Below are 22,428 nucleotides of genomic sequence, written 5' to 3'. Positions count from 1 at the left end.
GCGAAAGACAACGGCGCCATCTGGGCCATCGCCCAGAACCAACGCGCCACCTCCGGCTCTCTGAACGCCGTCAAGGACTCCCTGCAGCGCTCGCAATCAACCGTAGACGTCGCCATCGCCGGTGGCGAAGCCGTCTCCGATCTGCTTCTGCAGATGAAGGAAAAGGCCTTGGCGGCCTCCGACTCCAGCCTGGATACAGCGTCGCGGACCGCCCTGAACGACGACTTCAACGCTCTGCGCGACCAGATCGGGAAGTCGGTTTCGAACGCCACGTTCAACGGCGTGAACATGATCAGCGCCACCGGCACCAGCATCGCCGCCCTGGCCAATGACGACGGCAGCTCGAAGATCACGGTCCAGGCCCAGGACCTGTCCCTGGCCGGCATCAGCCTGAGCACGGGCTCGATCTCCACCCAGACGACCGCCGCGGCCATGATCGCCACCGTCGGCACAGCGATCTCCACGGTCTCGACCGCTCTGTCGAAGATGGGTACGGGCTCCAAGTCGCTCGGCGCTCACCTGACCTTCGTCAGCAAGCTCCAGGACTCCATCGACGCCGGGGTGGGTAACCTCGTCGACGCCGACCTGGCCAAGGAAAGCGCGAGGCTGACCTCGCTGCAGACCAAGCAACAGCTTGGCGTGCAGGCGCTGTCGATCGCCAACAGCTCCTCGTCGGGCCTGCTCAGCCTCTTCCGCTAAGCCCGACAAGAACTCCAGTACGTGTAAGGAGGGGAGGTCTCGCAAGAGGCCTCCCCTTTTTGCTGCGCGTGCCCCCCCCGCGCGGATCGCGACCCGCGCCTGGACCCACCTGTCGCGCGCGCCCTTCGGCGCCTTCAAGCCGGAACGGTTGCTCCGGCCCTGATCAGGTCCAGCACTTCGTCGGTGGGCCGGACGTCGCCGAAGCTGCGGTAGACGTTGTAGAGCGCGGCGTTATGGTCCTGGTCGCGACGCGCGGCATTGCCGTCGGCCACCATGATCACCCGCAGACCCAGCGTGCTGGCGTCGCGAGCGGTGGATTCACAGCAGATATTGCTCAGGGTCCCGGTCACCAGCACGGTGTCGATCCCGCGCGCCTCCAACATCGGCGGCAGGGTTGAGCGACCTGGGAAGAAGGCGCTGGTGGCCGACTTCTCCGCCAGGACATCGCCCTCATGCACCCGGAACTCGTGCCAAAGCCGTTCGGCCAGGCTCCCCTCACCCCCGCTGGCCGCGTACATGGTGGCGACCCTCTCACCGTAGAACTCGGTGGAGGCGACGGTGGGCGCGCTGTTGGTGGGCACAACCCAGGCCACAGTCCCGCCGGCGGCGCGCAAGGCGTCGGCCAGGCGGCTGATGTTCGGAACGATGCCTCGGGTATAGGGGAGCTCGGTCAGGAAGAACGGCACCATGTCGATGACCAGCAGGGCTGTGCGGACAGGGTCGATGCGCCCATAGGCGTGGCGACGGCCGCGCCGGTCTTCCTGGCGGGCGTACTCGCGCGCCTCGATGTGCCAGTCGTGCAGCAGAGCTTCCATGGCGTCCTCCCGTAAGGAACAGACACGATTCTCGACCGCGCGAACAGAGCGCGAACATCGCCCGGGGGTGTGTGGGGAAGCCGTCAGGACGACGGGATAGCGATGGTACCGCCTCTCAGGCTTGAACTGAGGACCTCCGGTTCCACAAACCGGCGCTCTAACCAACTGAGCTAAGGCGGCGCATCGCGAAGGCGTGTTCTAGTCGGGCGTGGCGGCGGGATCAAGCGGCGGGCGACAGCAGCGCGGCCCTAAATCGCCGGCTTCCCAGCAAGGTCTGCCCTGAGCCGAGACGCACGGCGAAATCCCCAGAGGATTTGGTCTCCACCTCGCCCACGGCGGCGCGATTGACCAGGCGTGAGCGGTGGATGCGGACGAAGCCCGCCAGGCTCTTCTCCATCTGGGCCAGGGATGCGCGGTGCAGGACGGCGGCGCCCTGGGCGGTGTGCAGTTCCACATAGTTGCCCGCCGCCTCCACCCAGAGGATTTCGCTGGCCGGCAGGAAGACCCGGCGGGCGCCGTCGCGCACCTCCAGAATGTCGGCCGGAGGGTGCAGTGGCGCGCGCCGGGCGCGGAACGCGGTCCACAGGGGATAGGCCGCGACAAGGCCGGCATAGATCAGCAGGTCCTTGCGCAGCTCATAGGGCCAGTCCCCAAGCGGCCCCAGTGGATGATAGACATCCCCGACCAAACGGTATGCCGCGCTGCGCAGCACGCCCATGGCTACAACGTGAACCAGGGAGAAGGCCAGGCCGCAGGCCAGGTGGACCGCGATCCAACCGAAGGGCGACGTCAGGCGCGGCGGGATCCGCCGCACCAGCCACAGGACCCCGGGCGCCAGGGCGGTGAGGACCAGGCCGCTGGAAACCTCCCAGACCGCGGGCTCCCACCAGGGTACGGGATGACCGAACCGCGCGCGGTCGTGCAGGGTGCTGAAGATGTCGACCACGATCACGCCACAGGCGGCCAGGGCGAAGAGCGCGATGAACAGGCGGTCGCCCTGCCGGTCGCCTGCTTTCCCGCCGATCGGATCCCGCCTCGTCATGGGCCTAGCATAGCGCAAAGAAAAAGCCCCGGAGGCGAACCTCCGGGGCCAATTCGTTCTTACAGGGGAGCCCGGAGGCTCAGCCCTTCGGTAGGACCCAACGAAGGGGGATACGAACCGTACCGCCTTCGATCGGGGCGCCGTCGAGGGTCTTCGGCTTCATCTTGAAGAGCTTGGAAGCCCGCAAGGTGGATTCACCGAAGCCGTAGTCCGGCGGGTCTTCCGAAACCACCGAGCAGTTCTCGAGCGTGCCCCTGGCGGTGACCGTGCAACTGATCGTCGCGCGGCCTTCGACGTTCATCCGCTGAGCCCGGTCCGGGAAGTACCGGGCCAGGTCTTCGGCGTTGGGACGGCGCGACCAGTCAGGGTTACTGATGACCGAGGGGCGCGGAGGCGCCACCGGAGCCGGAGCCGGAGGCTTCGGTTCCTCGATCCGCTTCTCGACCGGCGGAACCGGCAGAGGGGGGATCGTCGGCATATCAGACGGCACGTTCACCGGAGGCCGCGGCTGCAGCTTGGGCGGCGGCGGCGGCGGGGTGTTCGGCGGCGGAGGCGGAGGCGGCGGAGGCGGCGGCGGGGCGGGCTTGATAAGCGCCACGTCCGTCACTTCGTCCGAGTATTCCTTGAACTCCGACTGGAATTTGGCTTTCCAGAGGTAGACGCCGACCACGCCGTGGACAACGACAGAGCCGATGATGGCGGCAGTCACCCCGTTGTTGCGCTTCTTGCGTGGCGCATCAAAGGGGTTGTGCCCGGGGTGGGTGATGTCTTCAGCCATGCTCCACCCCTACTTATCTTCGCCGATCAGCGCCACGCTATAAAACCCATTGTCCTGGAGCTGGTTCATCACGCCCATGAAGTCCCCGTAGAGGACCCCTTTATCGGCGCGGATGAAGATCCGCTCTTTCTCCGGGTTGCGCTTGTTGCCGATGTTCTTCCGCAGGTCGTCACCCAGGGTCGCGATCTCAGTGGGAATGTCCCCAATGAACAGGCGACCGGATTCCTGGATGGAAATGTAGACCGGCTTGGGAGGGTTGGTAGACGGCGGAGCCACCGCGTTGGGAAGTGCGACCTTCACCGTTACGGCGGCCATGGGTGCCGCCACCATGAAGATGATCAGGAGGACCAGCATGACGTCCACGAAGGGCGTCACATTGATCTCGCTGTTCGCTTCCACGGCGTACCTGCCACCCCCAGAACCTGAGAGTTTGGCGCCCATGGTGCTTAGGCCCCTTTGTCGAGCTGCCGGGAGATGCCGTTCATCAGCTCAGCCACGAACCCTTCCGTACGCGCACCGTAAGCGGAGATGCGGGTCTGGAAGTAGTTGTAGAAGATAACCGACGGGATGGCGGCGAACAGGCCGATACCGGTGGCCAGCAGCGCCTCGGCGATACCGGGGGCGACGACGGCCAGGTTGGTCGTGTTGGTGTTCGCGATCCCGATGAACGAGGTCATGATCCCGTAGACGGTGCCGAACAGACCGATGAACGGACCGGACGAACCGACCGAGGCCAGGAACTGCATGCCGCTGGAGAGACGACCACCGAGCGACGCCTGGACGGCGGAGACGGCGTTCTCAGCGCGATGGATGACCGCGTCACGGTGAGCACCGTTGATGGCCAGGCCGGCTTGGCGCGACAGTTCGACTTCTTGGGCGGCCGCGGCGGCCATATCGGCCAGCGGATTGCCTTCGAATTCGTCTGACATGCCGATGCGGCCCATGTCGTTGATGGTCTTGGCGGTGCGGAAGGCTTCGAGGAAGCGATCCGTCTGGCGGTTAAGAGCGCCATACTCGAGCAGCTTGGTGACCAGCAGAGTCCACGAGAAGATGGAGCAGAGCACCAGGCCGATCATGACCACCTTGACGACGGCGCCGGCGTCCATGGCCATCTGGATGACGCTGAGCTTGCCAGCGCTTTCCATTTGGGGCGGAGCAGCTTCTTCGGCCGGAGCGGCCTCAGCAGCAGGGGCGGCGGCGGCGGCGTCAGCCGGAGCAGCGGCGGGAGCCGCAGCGGCGGCGTCAGCAGCAGGGGCGGCCGGTGCGGCGGCATCCTGCGCGAACGCCGGCGCGCTCGTCATCAGCACCAAGGCGCCGAAGAGAGCGATGAAAGGAGTCGTTCGTTTGTTGTCGAGCATCTGTCGCCAGTTCCTGATTGGTCTAGCACGTTTGGACCGAGGGTCGTCGCGCGAGAGCGTGTCCACCCCAATTGAAATTGCCCGCAGTCCCGCTCGTAACCACGAGAGGAACGACGGAGCCGCTATCGCTGCGCCCGACCCGTAACCCGCGTCGCCATTTGGCGACCTCGCGTTCCGAGGGCGGGAGCGACCTCGCCTGCCCCGAGGGGAAGTTGAAGTCTTACCGCTATGTTAGACGTGCGGCAGGGGTGCTTTGGCAACCCCTTTTCCAAGCGTCAAGGGGGCTTACCGCCAAGCGTAACCATACGGGCGCAATGGAGGATACGGTATTGCTGCACCGCACAACGTGATCCGCAAGTAATCCTGATCGTTTTTCTACTAGCGAGGGAATTTCTGCGCTGCATTGCAGCATATTCGGCGGAACGTGGGTCTTGAAATAACACGGTCGCTGAACAGCCCGGAGGCCTTCACGCCTGATTTTCGGTCAGGTCGCGGTACGGATCGGGAAATGGGAGTCTGGGGCGCGGGCGTCAAGACCGGTCCGCCCGAGTCGGCGGCGGAAGTCGCCCGCCATGGCCTGGCGGCCACAGTTGATGACGTCGCCAGGGGCGACGTCGCTGGACCGCGTGACACCCCCGCCCAGGGAAGGGGGCAGCCCTAGCCTAGAAGCTGTATGTGACGCCCGCACGAAGGGTGCGGCCCGGCAGAGGGGCGATGTCCTTCAGGAAGGAGGCGTGCTCGCGGGCCTCCTCGTTGGTCAGGTTGCGCCCGTCCAGGAAGACCCTGAAGTCCTGATCGGCCAGGGGCCGGTAGGACACTCGGGCGCTCAGCAGGGTGTAGGCCTCAGTCGGCGGCTCGAAGGTGCTGACGCGATCCTGCTTGCCGACATGGCGAACCTCCACCTGAGCATCCAGGCGCGGCGCGGTCCACACCACGCGCCCCGTCACCGAATAGGGCGGGATCCGCGCGGGCGGCCCGCTGTCGGTCTGGCCGTGGACGTAGTCATAGGCGCCCTGCAGGGCGAGCACGCCGTCACCATGGCACCAGACATCATAGGTCCCCTCCACCTCGCCGCCATAGAAAGTGGCGTCGGACTGGATGAAGCGCACCACCGGGAGTTCCCCGGCCGGATCAAGCACCCCGGCGTCGTCCACCATGTCACCGGTGCGCGCCTCGTCGATGAAGCCCTGGTAGGCGGCGCGGTAGAGATGAGCCTCCACCTTGCCGTTTTCCCCGGTCCACCGAAGCGTCGCCTCCAGGGAGGTGACCTGCTCGGCGTCGAGGGTGGGGTCGCCGATCTCGTAGGATCCCGTGCCGCCGTGCGGGCCGTCGGCGAAGAGTTCGAATTCGGTGGGAGCCCGGGCGTTGTGCGCCAGGCTGAGACCCAGGAACCAGGCGGAAGCCGGCCGCCAGAAGACGGCGACGGAGGCCGAGGCGTTGGTGAAGTCCTGCTTCCCCGACGCCGTGGCCCAGTTGATCCCGTCGCCCGCCGCCGCGTCGCTGGTGGGACGGCCCCGGAGATCGGCTTCGAGGGTGCGGGTGTCGACCCGCAGCCCGCCCTCCACGCCCCAGGCGTCACGGTCCAGGCGCTGCAGCATGAAGGCGCCCAGCTCGCCGATCTCCACGGCTGGGATGAAGGCCTCGCCGCCGAGAGCCTGGAAGTCACGGCCCAGCACCTGGAGGCCGAAGGCCCCCTTCCAGCCGTCCCGCTCGCGCTGGACCAGCTCGATTCGGCCCTCGGCGCCCTTTGACAGGAAGGTGGTTCCGATCGCGCCGGTATCGACCTCGATCTCCTGGTGTTCGTAGTCGGCATAGCCCACGGACACGCGGACCGTCTCGAAGGGCCCCTGGTGCAGGGCCGTCTCGCCACGCAGGTCGTAGCGCGTCTGCTTCAGGTCGATGAAGACCGGCCCCTCTTCCGGCGGCGGGCCGACCTGAAGGATCTGCGGGAACGGGACGCCATAGCGGGTCTCGGTGCGCTTGATGGAGGCGCCGATGAAGCCGGCCTCGCCGACATAGGAGACCCCTGCTCCATAGGCGGTGAGATCCACGTCGGTGTTGCGGACGGCGCGGTCCGGCAAGGCGGTGACGCCGTTGGCGGCTTCATAGCGAGTGGAGACCGGATTGACCGGGGTGTCGTAGTCGCCGCTTTCGCGTTGGACGGCGTCCAGAGCCACGACCCAGGGCCCCTGCCCCGCCTTGAGGCCGGCCGAAACCGCATAGGAGTCATCGCCCGAACCATAGGAGGCCGACACATGGCCATCCGCGCCACCCTGGGCCGTCGACGAGGGCACGCGCTCGTCGAGGATATTGACCACGCCGCCGATGGCCGAGCCGCCATAGGCCAGAGTTGAGGGGCCGCGCAGAATCTCGATGCGCGAGGCGTCACCGGGATCGGAGGCCACGGCGTGGTCCGGAGACAGCGAGCTGGCGTCCACCAGGCCGACGCCGTTCTGCAGGATCATGACGCGCGGACCCGACAGGCCCCGGATGATCGGCCGGCTGGCGCCGGGACTGTAGGAGGTGGACCTTATCCCGGGCATGCCGTTCAGCAGGTCGCCGATCCCCACCGGCGGCGCCGTGGCCAGCTGCTCCTGGGTGATGATGTTGATGTGGGTGGTGGCGCTGTCGAGGGACACAGCATAGGGCGCGCCAGTGACCACCAGTTCCGAGACGGTGGGGCCACCGACGTCCTCGGCCATCGCCTGGCCGGTGCAGAGGGCGGACACGCCGACAGCGGCGAGAAGGAGTGTTTTGGCGCGCATGTGGGAACCCCAGGAAGCAATTCTGGAGTCCACTATGTTATATCATAACACCACTCAAGTGGTTTTCGATCTGTCGAGGCGAGCGGATCGAGGCGCCGTCGTTTCAGGCGACCCACTCCCCTCGATCATCACGGCCGGGCTTGTGGTGTGGGCAAATCACCCTCGCCGGGCCAGCCGCGTGAGGTAGTCCTTGCGGTTGAGAGGATTGTTGTCGGTGCGCGGGCGCATGGGAATGTCGCCGCGAACCGGTCGGTAGTGATCAAAGGCCGCCTCCAACACCCCCTCCCCGCGCGTCAGGCCCGGCAGTTGCTGCTGCAGGTCGTGGACCCTGGCCGCGGGGATGTCCCCCTCCAGCCAGCAGCCCGCGCCGCGCATCGCCGGAACGCCCGGCGCGGCGCCCAGCTTGGCCAGCACGGGAAGCATGGGCCCCAGCACATCGGCGGGGATCTCCAGGCCGAAGCGGTGGACCGGCTCGCAGACCTGGACGCCGGCCCGCTGCAGGGCGGTCATCAACACCAGGGGCGTGAGGTTGCGATGTTCCGACGGGGTGCTGGTGGCCCAGTCCCGATAGCGGATGCCGTGGGTCATGGTGACCCGGCAGTCGGTGACCCGCCATCCATGCAGGCCCTGGCCCAAGGTTTCGCGCACGCTTTCCTCCACCGCCTTGTGGAAGGCCAGCGGCAGGGAGCCGAACTCGACTTCCAGCTGGAACTCCACGCCGCTGTCGACGGGGCCGGGCTCGACCCGCAGGCCGATGGTGGCGATGAAGGGATAGGGGGCGTGCTCGATGGCGGTCCCGACTCCCGTCGGCCGTTCGATGCAGATCACCCGGGTCTCGCGGAACTCCGCCTCGACGCCATAGTCGTTGGCCAGGGTCTCGCGGATCACCTCCTTCTGCACCTCGCCATAGAGGGAGACGGAAATCTCCTGGCGCACGTCATCCTGGCGCAGGTTGATCAGCGGATCCTGCTCGGCCAGTTGGGCGAGCGCGGCGTGCAGCGCCCGGCCCTCCCCAGGGTGGCGCGGATAGATCACCGTCTCCAGGGTCGGGGGTGCGAAGTGGTGGGCCGGGCCGCCCGTTCGCGGGACGCCGAGGTTGTCGCCGATCTGGATGTCGGCGAGGCCCCAGAGCTTGGCGATCTGCCCGGCCGCCGCGCTGTCCGTGGCGACCGCCGGGCCGCGATCAAAGACGCTCAGGGCCGTGATCTTGGCCGTTCGGTCCTGGCCGAAGCTCAGCCGATCGCGCACGTGGATCGTTCCTGAGAACAGCCGCGCATAGGCGATCTTCTCCCCGGCCGGCCCACGCTCCACCTTGAAGACCGTGCCGGAGACCGGCGCCTCGCCGTCGCCCTCGGCGGCCGGGAGCAGGGTGGTGATCCCCGCCATCAGCGCCTCGGTCCCCGTTCCGGTGATGGCCGAGCCCAGGAAGACGGGGTGACACCGTCCTTGCCGCGTCTGACGCCGCAACGCCTTGCGCAGACGCCCAGGGGAGATCGCCTCGCCGCCAACATAGGCGGCCATGAGCGCCTCGTCCTGCTCGGCCAGACGCTCGGAAAGTCGTTCGCCATCGCCGGGGCCGAAGGGAACGAAGGCCGCGTCCCGCTCGCCGGCGGCGCGGGCGACGCCCATGGGCGCGACGGCCGGGGTCAGGCGCTCGGCGATCGACCGCAGCACCCGCTCGGGATCGGCGCCGCGCCGGTCGATCTTGTTGATGAAGATCAGGGTGGGGATGCGCAGCCTCTGCAGAGTCCGCATCAGGACCCGGGTCTGGGCCTGCACCCCCTCCACCGCCGAGACCACCAGAACCGCGCCGTCCAGCACGTTCAGCACGCGCTCCACCTCGGCGATGAAGTCCGGGTGGCCAGGCGTGTCGATCAGATTGACCGCCACATCGCCCATGACGAAGGACGCCACGGCCGCCTTGATGGTGATGCCGCGCCGCCGCTCCTGATCCAGGGAGTCGGTCTGGGTGTTTCCGCCGTCGACGCTGCCGATCTCGTCGATGACGCCGGCGCCAAAGAGCAGCCGTTCTGTCAGGCTCGTCTTACCGGCGTCGACATGCGCCAGGATTCCCAAGTTCAACGTACGCATTCCGCCTCATGTCCTCTTGAAGGGTCAGTCCCGTCTCGATGGTCATGAAGGGTCGGCGCATGGGTCTCTCCTTGGGGCGGATGCCTCGTCGCTCAGTACAGATCACCCCGTTCTCCGGAGCAATCGAAATATCGTCTACAACATGCGTCCAGTGCTGGCCTCGACGGCGGCCAGGGCGGTCAGGTTGACGATTCCCCTCGCCGTGACGCTGGGGGTCAGGACGTGGACCGGCTTGGACATGCCCAGCAGCATGGGCCCCACCAGCAGCGCGTTGGTGGAGGCCTGCAGCAGGGTCAGGCTGATATTGGCCGCGTCCAGGTTGGGCATGACCAGCAGGTTGGCCGCGCCCTTCAGGCGGGAATCGCTGACCAGCCGGTTGCGCTGGTACTCCAGCAGGGCGGCGTCGGCGTGCATCTCGCCGTCCACCTCCAGTTCCGGCGCCTGGGCGCGCAGCAGGGCCAGGGCCTGACGCATCTTCCGCGCGCTGGGGGAATTGGAGGCCCCGAAGCTGGAGTGTGAAAGCAGCGCCGCCTTCGGCTCGATGCCGAAGCCACGCACGGTGTCGGCGGCCAGGCGGGTCATCTCGGCGATCTGCTCGGCGGTGGGATCGGGGTTCATGTGCGTGTCGCAGATGAACAGCACCCCCTCCCGCGTGATCAGGGCCGACAGGGCGTGGATGCGGTCGATGCCGGGGCGGCGCGGGATGATGGGCATGACATAGGTCATGTGTTGCCACCAGTCGCCGGATCCGCCGACCAGGGCGGCGTCAACATGGCCGCTTTCCAGCAGCATGGCCGCCGTGACCGAGGGCCGGCGCTCGACCCGGCGGGCGGCGGCCGCGGGTGGCGCGCCCCGGCGGCTGACCAGGGACTGGTAGCGGCTGATCAGCGGCGCCAGGAGCGCGTCGTCCTGGTTGGGGTCGAGGATCTCGATGTGGGTGTCGAGCTTCATGCGCAGGCCCAGGGTGGCGATGCGGGCCAGGATCACCTCGCGGCGCCCCACCAGGACAGGCCGGGCCAGGCCCTCGTCCACCACCGTCTGAACCGCACGCAGCACACGATCGTCCTCGCCCTCGGCATAGGCGACCTTCTTCATGGCCTTGCGGGCGCCTTCGAAGATCGGCCGCATCAGCTGGCCCGACCGGTAGACGAACCGCTCCAGCTCGGTGCGATAGGCGGCGAAGTCGGCGATCGGCCGCCGCGCCACCCCGGTCTCCATGGCCGCCTTGGCCACGGCCGGTGCGATCTGCAGGATCAGGCGCGGATCGAAGGGCTTGGGGATGATGTACTCGCGCCCAAACAGCGGCGCGGCCCCGCCATAGGCGGCGGCCACCACCTCGGAGGCCTCGGCCCGCGCCAGGGAGGCGATGGCCTCGACGGCGGCCAGCTTCATGGCCTCGTTGATCTCGCTGGCCCCCACGTCCAGGGCGCCCCGGAACACGAAGGGGAAGCAGAGGACGTTGTTGACCTGGTTTGGATAGTCGCTGCGGCCGGTGGCGACGATGGCGTCCGGCCGGGCGGCGGCCACCAGCTCGGGCAGGATCTCCGGCTCGGGATTGGCCATGGCCAGGATCAGCGGATTGGGCGCCAGCAGGGGCAGCCACTCGGCCTTCAGCACCCGCGGCGCCGACAGCCCCAGGAACACGTCAGCGCCCGACAGCACCTCCGGCAGCGTCCGCGCGTCGGTCTGGCGCGCATAGGCGGCCATGTTGGGTGGCATGTCGGGCTCGCGGCCCTGATAGACCACGCCCTTGATGTCGGTGAGCGTGATGTTCTCAGGCTTCAGCCCCATCGCCACCAGCAGGTCGACGCAGGCCAGCGCGGCGGCCCCGGCGCCGGAGGTCACCAGCTTGATCTCGGCCAGGGTCTTGCCCTGCAGAACGAGCGCGTTGCGGACGGCGGCGGCGCAGACAATGGCCGTGCCGTGCTGGTCGTCGTGGAAGACCGGGATGTTCATCCGCTGGCGCAGGGCCCGCTCGATGGCGAAGCACTCCGGCGCCTTGATGTCCTCCAGGTTGATCCCGCCGAAGGTCGGCTCCAGGGAGGCGACGATGTCGACGAAGCGGTCGGGGTCGAGGGCGTCGATCTCCAGGTCGAAGACGTCGATGCCGGCGAACTTCTTGAAGAGCACCGCCTTGCCCTCCATCACCGGCTTGCTGGCGAGCGGCCCGATATTGCCCAGGCCCAGCACCGCCGTGCCGTTGGAGATCACCGCCACCAGGTTGGCGCGGGCGGTGAACTGGTCCGCCGCCGCCGGATCGGCCACGATCGCCTCGCAGGCCGCGGCCACGCCGGGAGAATAGGCGAGCGCCAGGTCACGCTGGGTGTCCATGCGCTTGGTGGGCTCCACCGACAGCTTCCCGGGTCGGGGAAGCCGGTGATAGTCAAGCGCGGCCTTGCGGAAGTCGTCGTCCATGATCGTCAGGTCTCCTGAGGCGACCTCTGCGACGATGCGGCGTCATCTTCAAGGCCTAGGGCCGAAGGGCGCGTCATGATGTTCGGGAGAAGTGGTGCCTGGGGGCGGATTCGAACCACCGACACGTGGATTTTCAATCCACTGCTCTACCAACTGAGCTACCCAGGCCCGGAGCCTTTTTCAAAGAAAAGGCTCGGAATTCTTAGTTGGAGCGCGACGGTCGCCTGAACCGGTATCCACTTCAGGCTGTCACGCTCCGTGCCCCGCCTTCGCGGGAGCCGCGTCTATAAAAGAGGGTCGGGGCGGTGTCCAGCGAGGAGCATCAATTCCCGTCATCCTCGTCGTGGAGGCTGTCGGCCTCGTCTTCCTCCACCGGAATCGCATAGCTCCCCACCAGCCAGCGCTGCAGGTCCACGTCCGAACAGCGGCGCGAGCAGAACGGCCGATACTCCACCGAGCCGGGCTTCTTGCAGATGGGACAGGGGGCGGCGGTCATCTGACGTCCAGGCGGTCGCGGGCCCAGTCGGGGTTCGTCTCGATGACGAACCGCGCCCCGATCCGCGCCGCAAGAGTTTCGCCGTAGGGCTTGGCCGCCTGGGCCACCGAGGGCGCGCAGGTGGCCACGAGGCGTCCGCCGGGATCGCTGGCGGCGGCGGCCTCCAGGCGGCGGATCAGGCGCAAGGCGAGGGTCAGGTCCGAAAGCCCCCCTGCCCCGTCCCCCAGGATGTCGCGGAGCGCGCGGCCGCGCCGGGGCACGGTCATCTCCATGGTGCCGAAGCGGCCCACGGGACCGATGGCGACGCCGGGATTGTCCGGGGCGAAGGCGGTGCGGGCCGCTGTCAGGAGGGCGTTGCCGTCATGGCCGCGCCCCACGAGATCGATGACCACGATGCCGCCCAGGCCCTTCAGGCGCAGCAGGCGGGCGGATTCAGCGAGCGCCGTGTGGTTGGCCTGACGGGTGACGCGCTTGACGTCCTGGCCCTTGCGCTCGCCGACATCGACGTCGATGGCCACCAGGGCGCGGGTCGGCTCGATGGCCAGGTCGCCACCGCCGGGCAGCGGGTGAAGGGTCTCCAGGGCCTCGGCCTCGGCGGCGTCGGCCATGGCGCGGGCCTGACGCCCCTCGATGATCGGGGTGTCGCGGGCGAAGAAAGCGAGCTGTTCGGCGATGTCCGGCGCGGCGGTCAGCAGGCGCGGCTTGCCCTCGGCCGGGCCGATCAGGCGCGCGGTGGCCAGCTTGCCGTCGCGCGGCTCGCTGCGGATCTCCACCTCGATGGCCTGGCCCTCGACGGGGCGGGCGTCCGGCTTGAAGGACATCAGGGCCTCGACGCCGCCCAGGTCGATGAAGGCCGAGGCGAAGGCCGGCTCCACCTTGCGCACCCGTCCCACCAGCCGCGCGCCCAGTTGGGTCAGCGGACCGTCCCCATCGCGGGCGATCAGCAGGCGCTCCGGCGCGCCGTCGAGCGTGACAACACCACGGGTCTCGCCGATCCCCCGGTCCAGATAGAGTTTCCGCACGCTCATGGCCTTGAATACCCCAGGCCGGTCAGCAGGTTCAGGGTTTCGTAGAGCGGCAGGCCGACCACGGCGGGATAGGAGCCCTGCAGCGACATCACGAAGGCGCCGGCCCGGCCCTGGATGGCGTAGCCGCCCGCCTTGCCGACACCCTCGCCGCTGGCGAGATAGGCGGTGATCTCGGCGGGCGTCAGTCGCTTGAAATGCAGACGGCTCTCCACCAGCCGGCTGGCCTCGCGACCGTCGGGACCGCGCACGGCGACAGCAGTCAGCACCTTGTGGGCGCGGCCCGACAGCAGCTCCAGGCAGGTGCGGCCCTCGGCTTGCGTCTCCACCTTGGGCAGGACACGGCGGCCCACCGCCACCACCGTGTCGGCGGCCAGGACATAGACGCCCGGCTGCTCGGCGGCGACCTTGGCCGCCTTGGCGACGGCCAGCCGCAGCGCCAGCAGGCGTGGCGTCTCGTTGGAAAGGGGGGTTTCGTCGATCTCGGCGGCCACCACGGCGTCCGGTTTGAGATCGATCTGGGCCAGGAGATCGAGCCGCCTGGGGCTCGCGGAGGCCAGCACCAGGCGCGGCGTCGTCATCGGGGGCGAACGCCCGCTAGCGGACGCGGAAGGTGATGCGGCCCTTGGACAGGTCGTAGGGGGTCATCTCCACCAGGACCTTGTCGCCGGCCGAGACCCGGATGCGGTTCTTGCGCATCTTGCCGGCGGTGTGGGCGATGATCTCGTGATCGTTCTCGAGCTTCACGCGGAAGGTCGCGTTGGGCAGGACTTCACTCACCGTGCCCGGAAACTCCAAAAGTTCTTCTTTAGCCATGCAGGCTCCAAATAGACGCCGATAAAAGTCGAACGGCCCACGCCTGAATCGAGGGGCGCGAGCCGTGGGAGAGGCCTCTATCATAACGCGGAGCCCGCCGCACGGTCGAATGCCACGGCTGGAAAGTGAGAGAATTGAGCGATCACGCCACCGAACGCCCCCGATACTTCGAACTTCTGGAGCTGGCCGAGACCCATTCAGAGGTCCTGGCCTTCTGGTTGACAGGGTCGCGCGGCAAGGGCCGGGAAACTGCGGCGTCGGACTACGACTGTGTGCTGATCGTCCGCGACGAGGCTTTCGAGGCCTGGCGCGGGCGCTACGCCAGGCGGGCCTACGGGCGGACCGACTGCTCCGTGATGACCCTCGAGGGCCTTCGCGCCCACGCCGCATGGGGCGGGCCCGACGCCTGGGACCGCTACAGCTACGCCCATGTACGAATGCTGGTGGATCGGACAGAGGGGCTGTGCCAGCAAGTTATCGATGAAAAGGCCCGCGTCCCCGGTCCGGAGGTCGCGGGGTTCGTCGATCGGTCGTTGGATCACTATCTCAACCAGACCTATCGCGCCCTGAAGTGTCTGCGCGGCGGCCAGCCCCTGGCCGCGCGCCTGGAGGCGGCGGAAGCGATCGCGCCCCTACTGGACGCCCTCTTCGCCCTTGATGGCGGTCGGCTGCGGCCCTTCTACAAGTATCTGGCGTGGGAATTGGCGGAGCACCCGCTCAGCTCAGGCCAGGCCTTGGCCCTCCAGACCCCTGCGCTGCTGGACCCTGACCCAGCGACCCTCCGGCGCCTTCTTCGCGACACTGAGGCCCGGTGCCGAGACGCCGGTCACGACTCGGTCTTCGACGGTTGGGGCGGTGATCTCGCCTGGATGCGCGGTTAGCGCGGAAACCGCTGGGCGATGTGGGCGGCGAGCGTGTCGCGCACCTCGCGATAGGCCGCCAGCCTCGCTTCCCGCGAGCCTTCCACCAGGGTGGGGTCGAAGGTCGGCCAGTACTCGATCTCGGCCGCCCGGCCCCGGGTCATCTCGACGGCCCGGTGCTGCGCCTCAGGGGTCAGGGAGACCACAAGGTCGAAGGACGAATCCTCCAGGTCGTCGAAGGTCTTGGGCCGATGATCGGCCAGGTCGACGCTGAGCTCGGCCATCACCGCCTCGACGAAGGGATCGGCGCCGTCGGCCGCGTCCCGCTTCAGGCCGCAGCTGTCCACATAGACCCGGTCGCCCAGGGCGCGCTTCATCAGCGCCTCGGCCATGGGTGAGCGCACGCGGTTGAAATTGCAGGCGAAGAGCACCGCGCCGGGCAGCGGCGGGGCGGACGGGTCAGCGGCCATCGAACCCTAGCCCCGCCAGTGCAGGGCGCACATCAGGGTGAACAGCCGCCGCGCAGTGCCGAGATCGGTGTCGATCTTGCCCGCCAGCCGGGTGCGCAGCAGGGTCGAGGCCTCGTTGTGCAGGCCGCGCCGGCCCATGTCCAAGGCCTCGATCTGTGACGGGGTCGAGTTGCGGATCGCCTGGTAGTAGCTCTCGCAGATCAGGAAGTAGTCCTTGATCAGCGGCCGGAAGGGCGACAGCGACAGGATGTGCCGGCGCTCGTAGTTGGGACCACGCACATCCAGGACCAGGCGGTTCTCCACGAGGCCCATCTTCAGGTCATAGGGCCCGCCCTCGGCGCCCTCAGGATGGAAATAGTTCTCCTCCAGCAGATCGAAGATGGCGATCTGCCGCTCCTGTTCCTGGTCGCGCGAGACCGCGGCGAGGGATTCCTCGTCGATCTCCACGGTCTGCAGGCGGTGCTTGGTGCGGTCTTCGTCGGCCATGGCGGTCGAAAGGGAGGAACAGGTCAGCGAGCTTTATTGCAAACCAACCCCTAACGTCATCCTCCCGATCGCGGCACAAAAAATCGCCCGACGCTGGGGAGCGCCGGGCGAAGTCGGTTCGGGGAGGAACCTAGAGGGGCTTAGTAGCCGTAGGACGCGTACTGGTGGCCGACGGGCTGGGCGTAGCGGCCGCTGACATAGCCAACGCCGACGCCGTCCTGACCCACCAGGATCCAGTCGGTCCCGCGCACGCGGGCCAGGGCCTGGAAGCGCTCACCGGCCCTGAGCGAGCCGACCTTGTGGGCAGAGGTGGACGGGGCGCCCCGCAGGTTCAGCTTGCTGCTGGCCGCGAAGGTCCCACCGTCCCGGACATACCTGGCCGGCGAGATGTCCCCCGACAGGCGATAGCCCGAATGGCTGTAGGTCGCCGGCTGCTGATATGCAGGCTGCTGATATGCAGGCTGGTAGGTCTGGCCATAGCCGTAGGCGTTCTGGCCCTGGTCTGAGCGCTGCATCCTGCAGCCGACATAGGAGCCGGTGGCCCCGCCGACCACGGCGCCGATGGCCGTGCCCGTGCCGCGGTCATTCTTGGCCAGGTTCGAACCGGCGACCGCGCCCAGCAGGGCGCCGATCAGGGCGCCGCCGACCTGCTTGTTGCCGGGCGCGTCGCAGCCGACCACCGGGCTTAGGTTGGTCTGGGCCGACGCGCCCGAGACGGCGCCGACGGAAAGGGCGGCGGCCATCGTCGCAACGGCCGCGCTGCGGATCAGCTTGGAAGAGGTTTGCATGGCTTGGTCTCCGTCTTGAATGGGTCCGAAGCCTCGTCGGCTCCGATGACCCCACACTAGGGGACCCATCCTGAACGGGCGCCTGGACGGCGCTGTTAGACGCCGTTCAGCTTACCGGGACTCACCCAAGCCCTTCGTTCCTAGCCTTGGCCCAGGCGAATGGCGGCGGAGCGCGCGTGGGCGGGCAGACCTTCGGCGTCCGCCAGCGCCACCGTCGGCGGCCCGAGAATCGCAAACGCCGCCTCGTCGCACTTCACGATCGAGGTGCGCTTGATGAAGTCGTACAGCGACAGTCCCGAGGAGAACCGCGCCGCGCGGCTGGTGGGCAGGACGTGGTTGGAGCCGGCCACATAGTCGCCGACGGCTTCGGGCGCGTGCCGTCCCAGGAAGATTGCTCCAGCGTGCCGCACCTGGTCGGCCAGGCGCTCGGGCTCGTCCAGGGCGAACTCCACGTGTTCGGGCGCGATCATGTTCACCAGGCGGGGCGCCTCGCTTAGCGGCGCGATGATCACCGCTCCGTGGTTGCGCAGCGAAACCGTCGCGTCGTCGCGGGTCTCCAGGCTCCCGAGCTGCAGGGCGATCTGCGCCTCGACAGCGTCGGCGAAGGCCTCGTCGTCGGTGATCAGGATCGATTGCGCCGCCGGGTCGTGTTCGGCCTGGGACAGCAGGTCGGCGGCGATCCAGTCGGGCCGGCTGGCGGCGTCCGACACCACCACGATCTCAGAGGGGCCGGCCAGGGCGTCGATGCCCACCGTGCCATAGACCCGCCGCTTGGCGGCGGTGACGAAGGCGTTGCCCGGCCCCACGATCTTGTCCACCGGCAGGATCGGTCCGGCGCCATAGGCCAGGGCTCCGACCGCCTGGGCGCCGCCCACCCGCCAGATCTCGGTCACCCCGGCCTCCTTCGCGGCCGCCAGCACCGCCGGCTGCAACCGCCCCGGCGGGGTCACCATGGCGATGCGCTCAACGCCGGCCGCCGCCGCGGGCACCGCGTTCATCAGCACGGTCGAGGGATAGGCCGCGCGGCCTCCGGGCACATAGATCCCCACCGCCTCCAGCGGGGTCCAGCGCCAGCCCAGCTCGACGCCGGCCTCGTCGGTGAACCACTGGTCGGCGGGACGCTGCCGCTCGTGATAGGTGCGGATGCGCTTGGCGGCGAAGGCGATGGCCTCGCGGACTTCAGGCGCGCATTGCGCGGCGCCGGCTTCAATCTCTTCCGGGGTGACCCGGATGTTTTCTGCGCTCACATTGGCGCGGTCGAACTGGCGGCCAAAGCGCAGGACAGCCTCGAGCCCCTCCGCGCGGACCGCCGCCAGGATGTCACGCACCAGGGCGTCGACATCGTCGGGGGTCTCACGCCGTTCTTCGACAAAGGCGGCGAAGGCGGCCTCGAAGCCGGGCTCGGAAAATCGGAAACGGCGCATGGGCGCTACTTAGCGACGCAAGCGGCTTCGCGCTACGGCTTGTCAGGCATCGTGTGCGGGAGTTCTGGGCGTCGGCCAGGGCGCGGAGATGTCGGCCAGCACCGCGTCGATGCATTCGACTGCGATGCGCAGATCGCCATCGCCGGCGAAACTCAGGGTGATCGTGCCGCCCGGCGCTTCGCCAGGCGCGAATTCCAGGGTCAGCAGCTCGATCACCGCCGACTTGGCGCCGCGCCGCAGATTGCGCGCCTGCACCCCCAGCACCGAACCGATCTGCAGGGCCGATCGCACGCGCTCGCCGCCCTTGCCTTCCCAGCGATAGCGATTGAAGGCCACCGTCACCCGGCGCCCCCGCTGCTCCACCGTGATGTCACCGATCTTGGCCACCGCGTCCTGCAGGGCCGCGGAGATGACCGCGAGGTCCTCCGCATCTTCCGCCAGCAGGTGAAGCAGGTCGTTCATCTCAGATCCCCGGTTTGTCCTGACGCGGCGCGCCACGGCAAGGCTCGTTGTCTAGCCCTCGAGCCCGCCTTACGGAAGGTGGCGTCCTATTTCTCGTCATCGACCTTGGCGGGCGCCGGCCTGGGCTCGGGCGCCTTGCGGCGACGCAGATTGGCGCGCAGCGCCTGGGCGAGCTGGGCCTCGCGCTCGGCCGACTTCGGTTTGCCGGATTTGTCCATATTCCCAGGGGTGCGGCGACCGGTCCGGGAGGTCAAGTTGTCTTCCGGCGCTTTTGGGCTTCACGCGGCCCCCGACGTTGGCTATAGCCCGCCCTCGCCTTTTCGCCGTTGTAGCTCAGAGGTAGAGCGCATCCTTGGTAAGGCTGAGGTCCAGGGTTCGAATCCCTGCAACGGCACCACTACAAACCCTTGCGGTGCAAGGGATTTCAGGGGGACGGAACGCACCAGCGCTCCGTCCCTTTGTCATTTCGCACCGTTGGAATGCCTGGCCCGCATCGCAAACCTGCTTGCCGCCCATCATCCTCCGCATATATACCCGGGCAATATTCGCGCCAAGGGCGCCCTGACCTCGACGAGGCGCTGATGGACGAAGCCGCCACCTACACCGCCTTCGCTGCGCAAGAGGGGTTGGCTGCGGGCTCGCTCCGGGACGTCGCCCTTGCCGCCAAGGCCGCCCACGACAGCGGGCGCGAACGGGTCCTGGTCTTCGACGACGCCACGGGCCGGACAGTCGAACTGGACTTCCGGGGTACGCCTGACGATGTCCTGGCGCGCCTGGCGGCGAGCGAGCCGCCGCCAAAGCCAGGGCGGGGCCGGCCCAGGCTCGGAGTCACGGCGCGCGAGGTGACCCTCCTGCCCCGGCATTGGGAATGGCTGGCCAGTCAGCCAGGCGGCGCATCGGCCGTACTGCGCCGCCTGGTCGAGCAGGCGCTCCGCGAGAACTCGGGCGCCGACGACACCCGGCAGGCCCTGGAGGCGGCGCACCGCGCCATGACCACCCTGGCCGGCGACCTGCCCGACTATGAGGAGGCCATGCGCGCCTTCTACGCCAAGGACTATGATCGCTTCGGCAGCCTCACCGCCGTCTGGCCAAGGGACATCGGCGACTATCTTCGTCGCCTTGTGGCCACGGTGCGGGAGCGGCGGGCTCGCGCCTAGCGTCCGTCCAGGGACTTCAAGCCCATCCCCGCGGCGAAGGCCGAGACGCCGGCCGCCAGCCACGGCGCGCTCTTGACCATCCAGTTCCAGAACACCGCCGCGCCGAGAATGTAGCGAAACTGCGCGAGGTCGTCAAGAACAAAATAGGAACATTTGTCGCCTGTCATCCCGACGCACGCCGGGCCTGTATCCAACCGGAGCTTCGAAGGCGGCCCCCGTTCGTGGGGTTCGTGGGGTTCGTGGTTCCAAGTCTTCCGGCCGTAACACCGCGAGGCGGATCAGGTTTGTCCACGAACCCCACGAACCCCACGAACAGGCCCGCCCATTGCCTTGCCCCCCTCCCCGCCCTACCCCTGCCTCCAACAAGACACGCGGGACGGAGACCAAGACATGGACGTGAAGGGTAAGATCGTTGTCGTGACCGGCGCCGCCGAGGGGATCGGCGCGGCGCTGGCCCGCCGCTTCGCCGCCGAGGGCGCCGCCCACGTTGCCGTCGTCGACCGCAACGCAGAGGGCGCCCAGGCCGTGGCCACCGAGATCGGCGGGACCGCCTACACCGTCGATGTCTCCGACGGCGCCCAGGTGGCCGCGATGGTGGCCGCCGTCGAGGCCGCCCACGGCCGCATCGACCTCTTCTGCGCCAATGCGGGCGTTGGCGACGGCGACCCGGATCGCGAGAACGCGGTCTCCTCCCCCGACGCCGTCTGGGCCCGCGCCTGGGGGGTCAATGTCATGGCCCACGTCCACGCCGCCCGCGCCGTCCTGCCCGGCATGATCGCCCGCGGCGAGGGCTACCTGCTCAACACCGTCTCGGCGGCGGGCCTGCTGTCGCAGATCGGCGGGGCGGTCTATTCCACCACCAAGCACGCCGCCGTCGGCCTGGCCGAAAGCCTGGCCATCACCCACGGCGACCAGGGTATCAAGGTCTCGATCCTCTGCCCGCAAGGCGTCGACACCGCCATGCTGCGCGCCGGCGGCTCCGGCTCGCCCCAGAGCCTGGACGGCGTGCTCACCCCGGAGGAAGTCGCCGGCCACGTCGTCGAGGGCCTGGCCGCCGAACGCTTCCTGATCCTGCCGCACCCCGAGGTGCTCACCTACATGCAGCGCAAGACCGCCGACTACGACCGCTGGCTCGGCGGGATGCGCCGCCTGCGGGCCAAGGTGATGGGGACGTAGGGGCGACAGGCCCGCCACCAAGGGGGCGGCGGGCCCCTCGATCAGCCGAAAGCCCAGCCGTGATCGGCATTCGCGCGCGCTGCGTCGTCGAACCCGATGTTGCGAATGAAAGCACGCAGGTCCTGGGAGGACATGACGTCGCTGAGTTCACCGCTGGCGACCGGCAGGACCAACTTGTAGCCGGCGCTGCCATCGACTTCGCCGGCCGTCCCGGCCCCGGCCCCGGCCGGCGTTGTCATGCCGTGGATCACGATCTCGCGGAGGGCCAGCATGGGGTCGACACCGAGCGAGTCCTGGGGGAGCCGATAGCTTTCGACGAAGTACTCAGACCCGTTTGGCGCCGTGGGAAAGCCCGTGACCGCCCCCTCATGGCTGTGGCCGTTGTCCCCGCCCGATCCATTGGCGTGGTTGGTGGAGAGGTTGAGCAGGATGGGTCCGTAGGTATCCAGACCCTCTGCCAGTTCGACATATCCGTCGCGGTCGTCGTCCTGGTCCAGGGTCGGGGTGCGCGCTTCGGCGCCATCGAGGAATCCGTGGATATGCTGGATGTGGGGCTGGTTGGCTTCGAGCCCCTTGGCGCTGATGGCGACGGTCAGGGTGTGCGTTTCGTCATCATAGGCGGCGATCGCCCCACCCGTTACGCCGGACCCGTTGAGCGCCGTGAAGGGTGCGAAGTAGAAGTGATCGGCGGCTAGGAACGCTTCGTCTCCGGTGGCGCGATAGAGCAGCGCGCGCTCCTGCATAAGATTTACGTCGGCCTTGGTGTGACCCTGGCCAAGGTCCTGGCCAAGAGCTAGGCCGTTGGCGGGTGGCGCATCTTGCATCATGGGCTTGGGCATTTAAGCTTTCCTCACTGGTGAATGCTCAAAAACCTTCGATAAAACTGAAAGTTCCTATGGTTAACCTTAGGCAAAAATATTTAATAGTCACGCATCCAAGTCTATACGCAACTCGTATGCGGCCTAGGTTTCTGGCGTCGCGCGTCGCTTGGGTCCCCCGAGAGGATCGCTGGCGAAAGCCTGAGACCACCCCGGCCCTATCAGAGCCGCGACCAGCAAAAACAGCGGCGAACGCCGCGTGCGTGGATCTGCCGGCGATGGAGACCTGGGGCCGAAGGCCCCACCCCACCAACAACCGTCATCCCCGAACACCTGACCCCGGGACCCATGCTCTCCGCCTGGCTTCAGGTCGCGCGGCATCCGGCACACGTACTTCCCGCACCCCGGAGATCATGGGTGGGCGGGACAAGCCCGGCCATGACGATTGAAATATGAGCCCGGGCGGTGGCGTCCGCTTCCGGTCAAC

Annotated in this window: 24 protein-coding genes and 3 tRNA genes; 5 read left to right on the top strand and 22 right to left on the bottom strand. The window is 68.0% G+C overall.

The features are described 5' to 3' along the window. A partial coding sequence (locus Q8N10_RS05895; RefSeq protein ID WP_304775712.1) for a flagellin occupies positions 1-699 on the top strand: 699 nt, incomplete at its 5' end. Positions 700-833: 134 nt separating this feature from the next. Here Q8N10_RS05895 and Q8N10_RS05890 read toward each other — a convergent pair. From Q8N10_RS05890 to infA, 14 genes are all read right to left on the bottom strand, one after another. Next, positions 834-1,514: an isochorismatase family cysteine hydrolase gene (locus Q8N10_RS05890; protein WP_304775714.1), complete on the bottom strand. Its 681-nt coding sequence runs from the start codon at positions 1,512-1,514 to the stop codon at positions 834-836. A 103-nt stretch (positions 1,515-1,617) separates the two neighbouring features. After that, a tRNA-His gene (locus tag Q8N10_RS05885) sits at positions 1,618-1,694 on the bottom strand. A gap of 40 nt (positions 1,695-1,734) precedes the next feature. Continuing rightward, positions 1,735-2,556, bottom strand: a complete 822-nt coding sequence (locus Q8N10_RS05880) for a LytTR family DNA-binding domain-containing protein (protein WP_304775716.1) — start codon at positions 2,554-2,556, stop codon at positions 1,735-1,737. A gap of 79 nt (positions 2,557-2,635) precedes the next feature. Beyond that, entirely contained in the window at positions 2,636-3,334 is a 699-nt protein-coding gene (locus tag Q8N10_RS05875; RefSeq protein WP_304775718.1) for an energy transducer TonB, read from the bottom strand. Between the two features lie 9 nt (positions 3,335-3,343). Continuing rightward, the gene (locus Q8N10_RS05870; RefSeq protein WP_304775719.1) at positions 3,344-3,775 is read right to left on the bottom strand and encodes a biopolymer transporter ExbD; all 432 of its coding nucleotides are present in this window, start codon (positions 3,773-3,775) and stop codon (positions 3,344-3,346) included. A gap of 5 nt (positions 3,776-3,780) precedes the next feature. After that, the gene (locus tag Q8N10_RS05865) at positions 3,781-4,692 is read right to left on the bottom strand and encodes a MotA/TolQ/ExbB proton channel family protein (RefSeq protein WP_304775721.1); all 912 of its coding nucleotides are present in this window, start codon (positions 4,690-4,692) and stop codon (positions 3,781-3,783) included. Between the two features lie 662 nt (positions 4,693-5,354). Further along, on the bottom strand, positions 5,355-7,457 hold the full coding sequence (locus Q8N10_RS05860) for a TonB-dependent receptor (protein ID WP_304775724.1): 2,103 nt from the start codon (positions 7,455-7,457) through the stop codon (positions 5,355-5,357). A 156-nt stretch (positions 7,458-7,613) separates the two neighbouring features. Beyond that, entirely contained in the window at positions 7,614-9,548 is a 1,935-nt protein-coding gene (locus Q8N10_RS05855; RefSeq protein WP_304775726.1) for a translation factor GTPase family protein, read from the bottom strand. A 135-nt stretch (positions 9,549-9,683) separates the two neighbouring features. Beyond that, positions 9,684-11,963, bottom strand: coding sequence for an NADP-dependent malic enzyme (locus Q8N10_RS05850; protein WP_304775727.1), 2,280 nt, complete (start codon positions 11,961-11,963; stop codon positions 9,684-9,686). 92 nt (positions 11,964-12,055) lie between these two features. Beyond that, positions 12,056-12,131: transfer RNA gene (locus Q8N10_RS05845), tRNA-Phe, on the bottom strand. A gap of 154 nt (positions 12,132-12,285) precedes the next feature. Continuing rightward, positions 12,286-12,459 (bottom strand): DNA gyrase inhibitor YacG, encoded by a 174-nt coding sequence (gene yacG, locus Q8N10_RS05840; protein ID WP_293492475.1) that lies wholly within the window; start codon positions 12,457-12,459, stop codon positions 12,286-12,288. After that, positions 12,456-13,487 carry a ribonuclease E/G gene (locus Q8N10_RS05835; RefSeq protein ID WP_304775732.1) on the bottom strand — a complete coding sequence of 344 codons (1,032 nt, stop codon included), beginning with the start codon at positions 13,485-13,487 and terminating at the stop codon, positions 12,456-12,458. The genes yacG and Q8N10_RS05835 overlap by 4 nt, the downstream gene beginning before the upstream one ends. Beyond that, positions 13,484-14,065, bottom strand: a complete 582-nt coding sequence (locus tag Q8N10_RS05830) for a nucleoside triphosphate pyrophosphatase (RefSeq protein ID WP_304775734.1) — start codon at positions 14,063-14,065, stop codon at positions 13,484-13,486. The genes Q8N10_RS05835 and Q8N10_RS05830 overlap by 4 nt, the downstream gene beginning before the upstream one ends. Positions 14,066-14,081: 16 nt before the next feature. Beyond that, entirely contained in the window at positions 14,082-14,300 is a 219-nt protein-coding gene (gene infA, locus Q8N10_RS05825) for a translation initiation factor IF-1 (RefSeq protein WP_215341158.1), read from the bottom strand. 134 nt (positions 14,301-14,434) lie between these two features. On the opposite strand from infA, the gene Q8N10_RS05820 reads away from it, so the two are divergent. Next, positions 14,435-15,181 carry a nucleotidyltransferase domain-containing protein gene (locus Q8N10_RS05820; RefSeq protein ID WP_304775737.1) on the top strand — a complete coding sequence of 249 codons (747 nt, stop codon included), beginning with the start codon at positions 14,435-14,437 and terminating at the stop codon, positions 15,179-15,181. Here Q8N10_RS05820 and Q8N10_RS05815 read toward each other — a convergent pair. From Q8N10_RS05815 to Q8N10_RS05790, 6 genes are all read right to left on the bottom strand, one after another. Continuing rightward, on the bottom strand, positions 15,178-15,630 hold the full coding sequence (locus Q8N10_RS05815; protein WP_304775740.1) for a low molecular weight phosphatase family protein: 453 nt from the start codon (positions 15,628-15,630) through the stop codon (positions 15,178-15,180). The two genes, Q8N10_RS05820 and Q8N10_RS05815, sit on opposite strands and share 4 nt — an antisense overlap. Before the next feature lie 6 nt (positions 15,631-15,636). After that, positions 15,637-16,116, bottom strand: a complete 480-nt coding sequence (locus Q8N10_RS05810) for a UPF0262 family protein (RefSeq protein ID WP_304775742.1) — start codon at positions 16,114-16,116, stop codon at positions 15,637-15,639. A 140-nt stretch (positions 16,117-16,256) separates the two neighbouring features. Beyond that, positions 16,257-16,904, bottom strand: coding sequence for an SH3 domain-containing protein (locus tag Q8N10_RS05805; protein ID WP_304775744.1), 648 nt, complete (start codon positions 16,902-16,904; stop codon positions 16,257-16,259). A 140-nt stretch (positions 16,905-17,044) separates the two neighbouring features. Then, on the bottom strand, positions 17,045-18,328 hold the full coding sequence (gene hisD / locus Q8N10_RS05800; protein ID WP_304775746.1) for a histidinol dehydrogenase: 1,284 nt from the start codon (positions 18,326-18,328) through the stop codon (positions 17,045-17,047). A gap of 42 nt (positions 18,329-18,370) precedes the next feature. Continuing rightward, complete coding sequence (locus tag Q8N10_RS05795; protein WP_304775748.1) at positions 18,371-18,790, bottom strand: DUF2948 family protein; 420 nt, start codon at positions 18,788-18,790, stop codon at positions 18,371-18,373. Between the two features lie 86 nt (positions 18,791-18,876). Beyond that, the gene (locus Q8N10_RS05790; protein ID WP_305663876.1) at positions 18,877-19,008 is read right to left on the bottom strand and encodes a hypothetical protein; all 132 of its coding nucleotides are present in this window, start codon (positions 19,006-19,008) and stop codon (positions 18,877-18,879) included. 104 nt (positions 19,009-19,112) lie between these two features. Here Q8N10_RS05790 and Q8N10_RS05785 point away from each other — a divergent pair. Both Q8N10_RS05785 and Q8N10_RS05780 read left to right on the top strand, forming a co-directional pair. Next, positions 19,113-19,187: transfer RNA gene (locus tag Q8N10_RS05785), tRNA-Thr, on the top strand. 184 nt (positions 19,188-19,371) lie between these two features. Then, complete coding sequence (locus tag Q8N10_RS05780) at positions 19,372-19,947, top strand: DUF2239 family protein (RefSeq protein ID WP_304775752.1); 576 nt, start codon at positions 19,372-19,374, stop codon at positions 19,945-19,947. Here the strand turns inward: Q8N10_RS05780 and Q8N10_RS05775 are convergent. Continuing rightward, entirely contained in the window at positions 19,944-20,114 is a 171-nt protein-coding gene (locus Q8N10_RS05775) for a hypothetical protein (protein WP_304775754.1), read from the bottom strand. The two genes, Q8N10_RS05780 and Q8N10_RS05775, sit on opposite strands and share 4 nt — an antisense overlap. Positions 20,115-20,337: 223 nt before the next feature. Between Q8N10_RS05775 and Q8N10_RS05770 the strand changes: the two genes are divergently transcribed. Further along, positions 20,338-21,123 carry an SDR family oxidoreductase gene (locus Q8N10_RS05770; RefSeq protein WP_304775756.1) on the top strand — a complete coding sequence of 262 codons (786 nt, stop codon included), beginning with the start codon at positions 20,338-20,340 and terminating at the stop codon, positions 21,121-21,123. Between the two features lie 41 nt (positions 21,124-21,164). Here the strand turns inward: Q8N10_RS05770 and Q8N10_RS05765 are convergent, their stop codons facing one another. Beyond that, positions 21,165-21,962 (bottom strand): hypothetical protein, encoded by a 798-nt coding sequence (locus Q8N10_RS05765; RefSeq protein WP_304775758.1) that lies wholly within the window; start codon positions 21,960-21,962, stop codon positions 21,165-21,167. Positions 21,963-22,428: the final 466 nt, after the last annotated feature.

This window comes from Phenylobacterium sp. (assembly GCF_030693625.1).
Classification (GTDB): Bacteria; Pseudomonadota; Alphaproteobacteria; order Caulobacterales; family Caulobacteraceae; genus Phenylobacterium; species Phenylobacterium ferrooxidans.
The sequence above is the reverse complement of the archived record's forward strand: the minus strand, read 5'-3'. Positions and strand labels throughout refer to the sequence as shown.

Excerpts from the sequence above, each read along its gene's own strand:
- Q8N10_RS05835 (WP_304775732.1), bottom strand. The coding sequence starts at position 13,487 with ATGAGCGTGCGGAAACTCTATCTGGACCGGGGGATCGGCGAGACCCGT.
- Q8N10_RS05870 (WP_304775719.1), bottom strand. The coding sequence starts at position 3,775 with ATGGGCGCCAAACTCTCAGGTTCTGGGGGTGGCAGGTACGCCGTGGAA.
- Q8N10_RS05810 (WP_304775742.1), bottom strand. The coding sequence starts at position 16,116 with ATGGCCGACGAAGACCGCACCAAGCACCGCCTGCAGACCGTGGAGATC.
- Q8N10_RS05795 (WP_304775748.1), bottom strand. The coding sequence starts at position 18,790 with ATGAACGACCTGCTTCACCTGCTGGCGGAAGATGCGGAGGACCTCGCG.
- Q8N10_RS05880 (WP_304775716.1), bottom strand. The coding sequence starts at position 2,556 with ATGACGAGGCGGGATCCGATCGGCGGGAAAGCAGGCGACCGGCAGGGC.
- hisD (WP_304775746.1), bottom strand. The coding sequence starts at position 18,328 with ATGCGCCGTTTCCGATTTTCCGAGCCCGGCTTCGAGGCCGCCTTCGCC.
- Q8N10_RS05780 (WP_304775752.1), top strand. The coding sequence starts at position 19,372 with ATGGACGAAGCCGCCACCTACACCGCCTTCGCTGCGCAAGAGGGGTTG.
- infA (WP_215341158.1), bottom strand. The coding sequence starts at position 14,300 with ATGGCTAAAGAAGAACTTTTGGAGTTTCCGGGCACGGTGAGTGAAGTC.
- Q8N10_RS05770 (WP_304775756.1), top strand. The coding sequence starts at position 20,338 with ATGGACGTGAAGGGTAAGATCGTTGTCGTGACCGGCGCCGCCGAGGGG.
- yacG (WP_293492475.1), bottom strand. The coding sequence starts at position 12,459 with ATGACCGCCGCCCCCTGTCCCATCTGCAAGAAGCCCGGCTCGGTGGAG.
- Q8N10_RS05805 (WP_304775744.1), bottom strand. The coding sequence starts at position 16,904 with ATGCAAACCTCTTCCAAGCTGATCCGCAGCGCGGCCGTTGCGACGATG.
- Q8N10_RS05875 (WP_304775718.1), bottom strand. The coding sequence starts at position 3,334 with ATGGCTGAAGACATCACCCACCCCGGGCACAACCCCTTTGATGCGCCA.
- Q8N10_RS05855 (WP_304775726.1), bottom strand. The coding sequence starts at position 9,548 with ATGCGTACGTTGAACTTGGGAATCCTGGCGCATGTCGACGCCGGTAAG.
- Q8N10_RS05790 (WP_305663876.1), bottom strand. The coding sequence starts at position 19,008 with ATGGACAAATCCGGCAAACCGAAGTCGGCCGAGCGCGAGGCCCAGCTC.
- Q8N10_RS05890 (WP_304775714.1), bottom strand. The coding sequence starts at position 1,514 with ATGGAAGCTCTGCTGCACGACTGGCACATCGAGGCGCGCGAGTACGCC.
- Q8N10_RS05815 (WP_304775740.1), bottom strand. The coding sequence starts at position 15,630 with ATGGCCGCTGACCCGTCCGCCCCGCCGCTGCCCGGCGCGGTGCTCTTC.
- Q8N10_RS05830 (WP_304775734.1), bottom strand. The coding sequence starts at position 14,065 with ATGACGACGCCGCGCCTGGTGCTGGCCTCCGCGAGCCCCAGGCGGCTC.
- Q8N10_RS05865 (WP_304775721.1), bottom strand. The coding sequence starts at position 4,692 with ATGCTCGACAACAAACGAACGACTCCTTTCATCGCTCTCTTCGGCGCC.
- Q8N10_RS05765 (WP_304775758.1), bottom strand. The coding sequence starts at position 21,962 with ATGCCCAAGCCCATGATGCAAGATGCGCCACCCGCCAACGGCCTAGCT.
- Q8N10_RS05850 (WP_304775727.1), bottom strand. The coding sequence starts at position 11,963 with ATGGACGACGACTTCCGCAAGGCCGCGCTTGACTATCACCGGCTTCCC.
- Q8N10_RS05860 (WP_304775724.1), bottom strand. The coding sequence starts at position 7,457 with ATGCGCGCCAAAACACTCCTTCTCGCCGCTGTCGGCGTGTCCGCCCTC.
- Q8N10_RS05775 (WP_304775754.1), bottom strand. The coding sequence starts at position 20,114 with ATGACAGGCGACAAATGTTCCTATTTTGTTCTTGACGACCTCGCGCAG.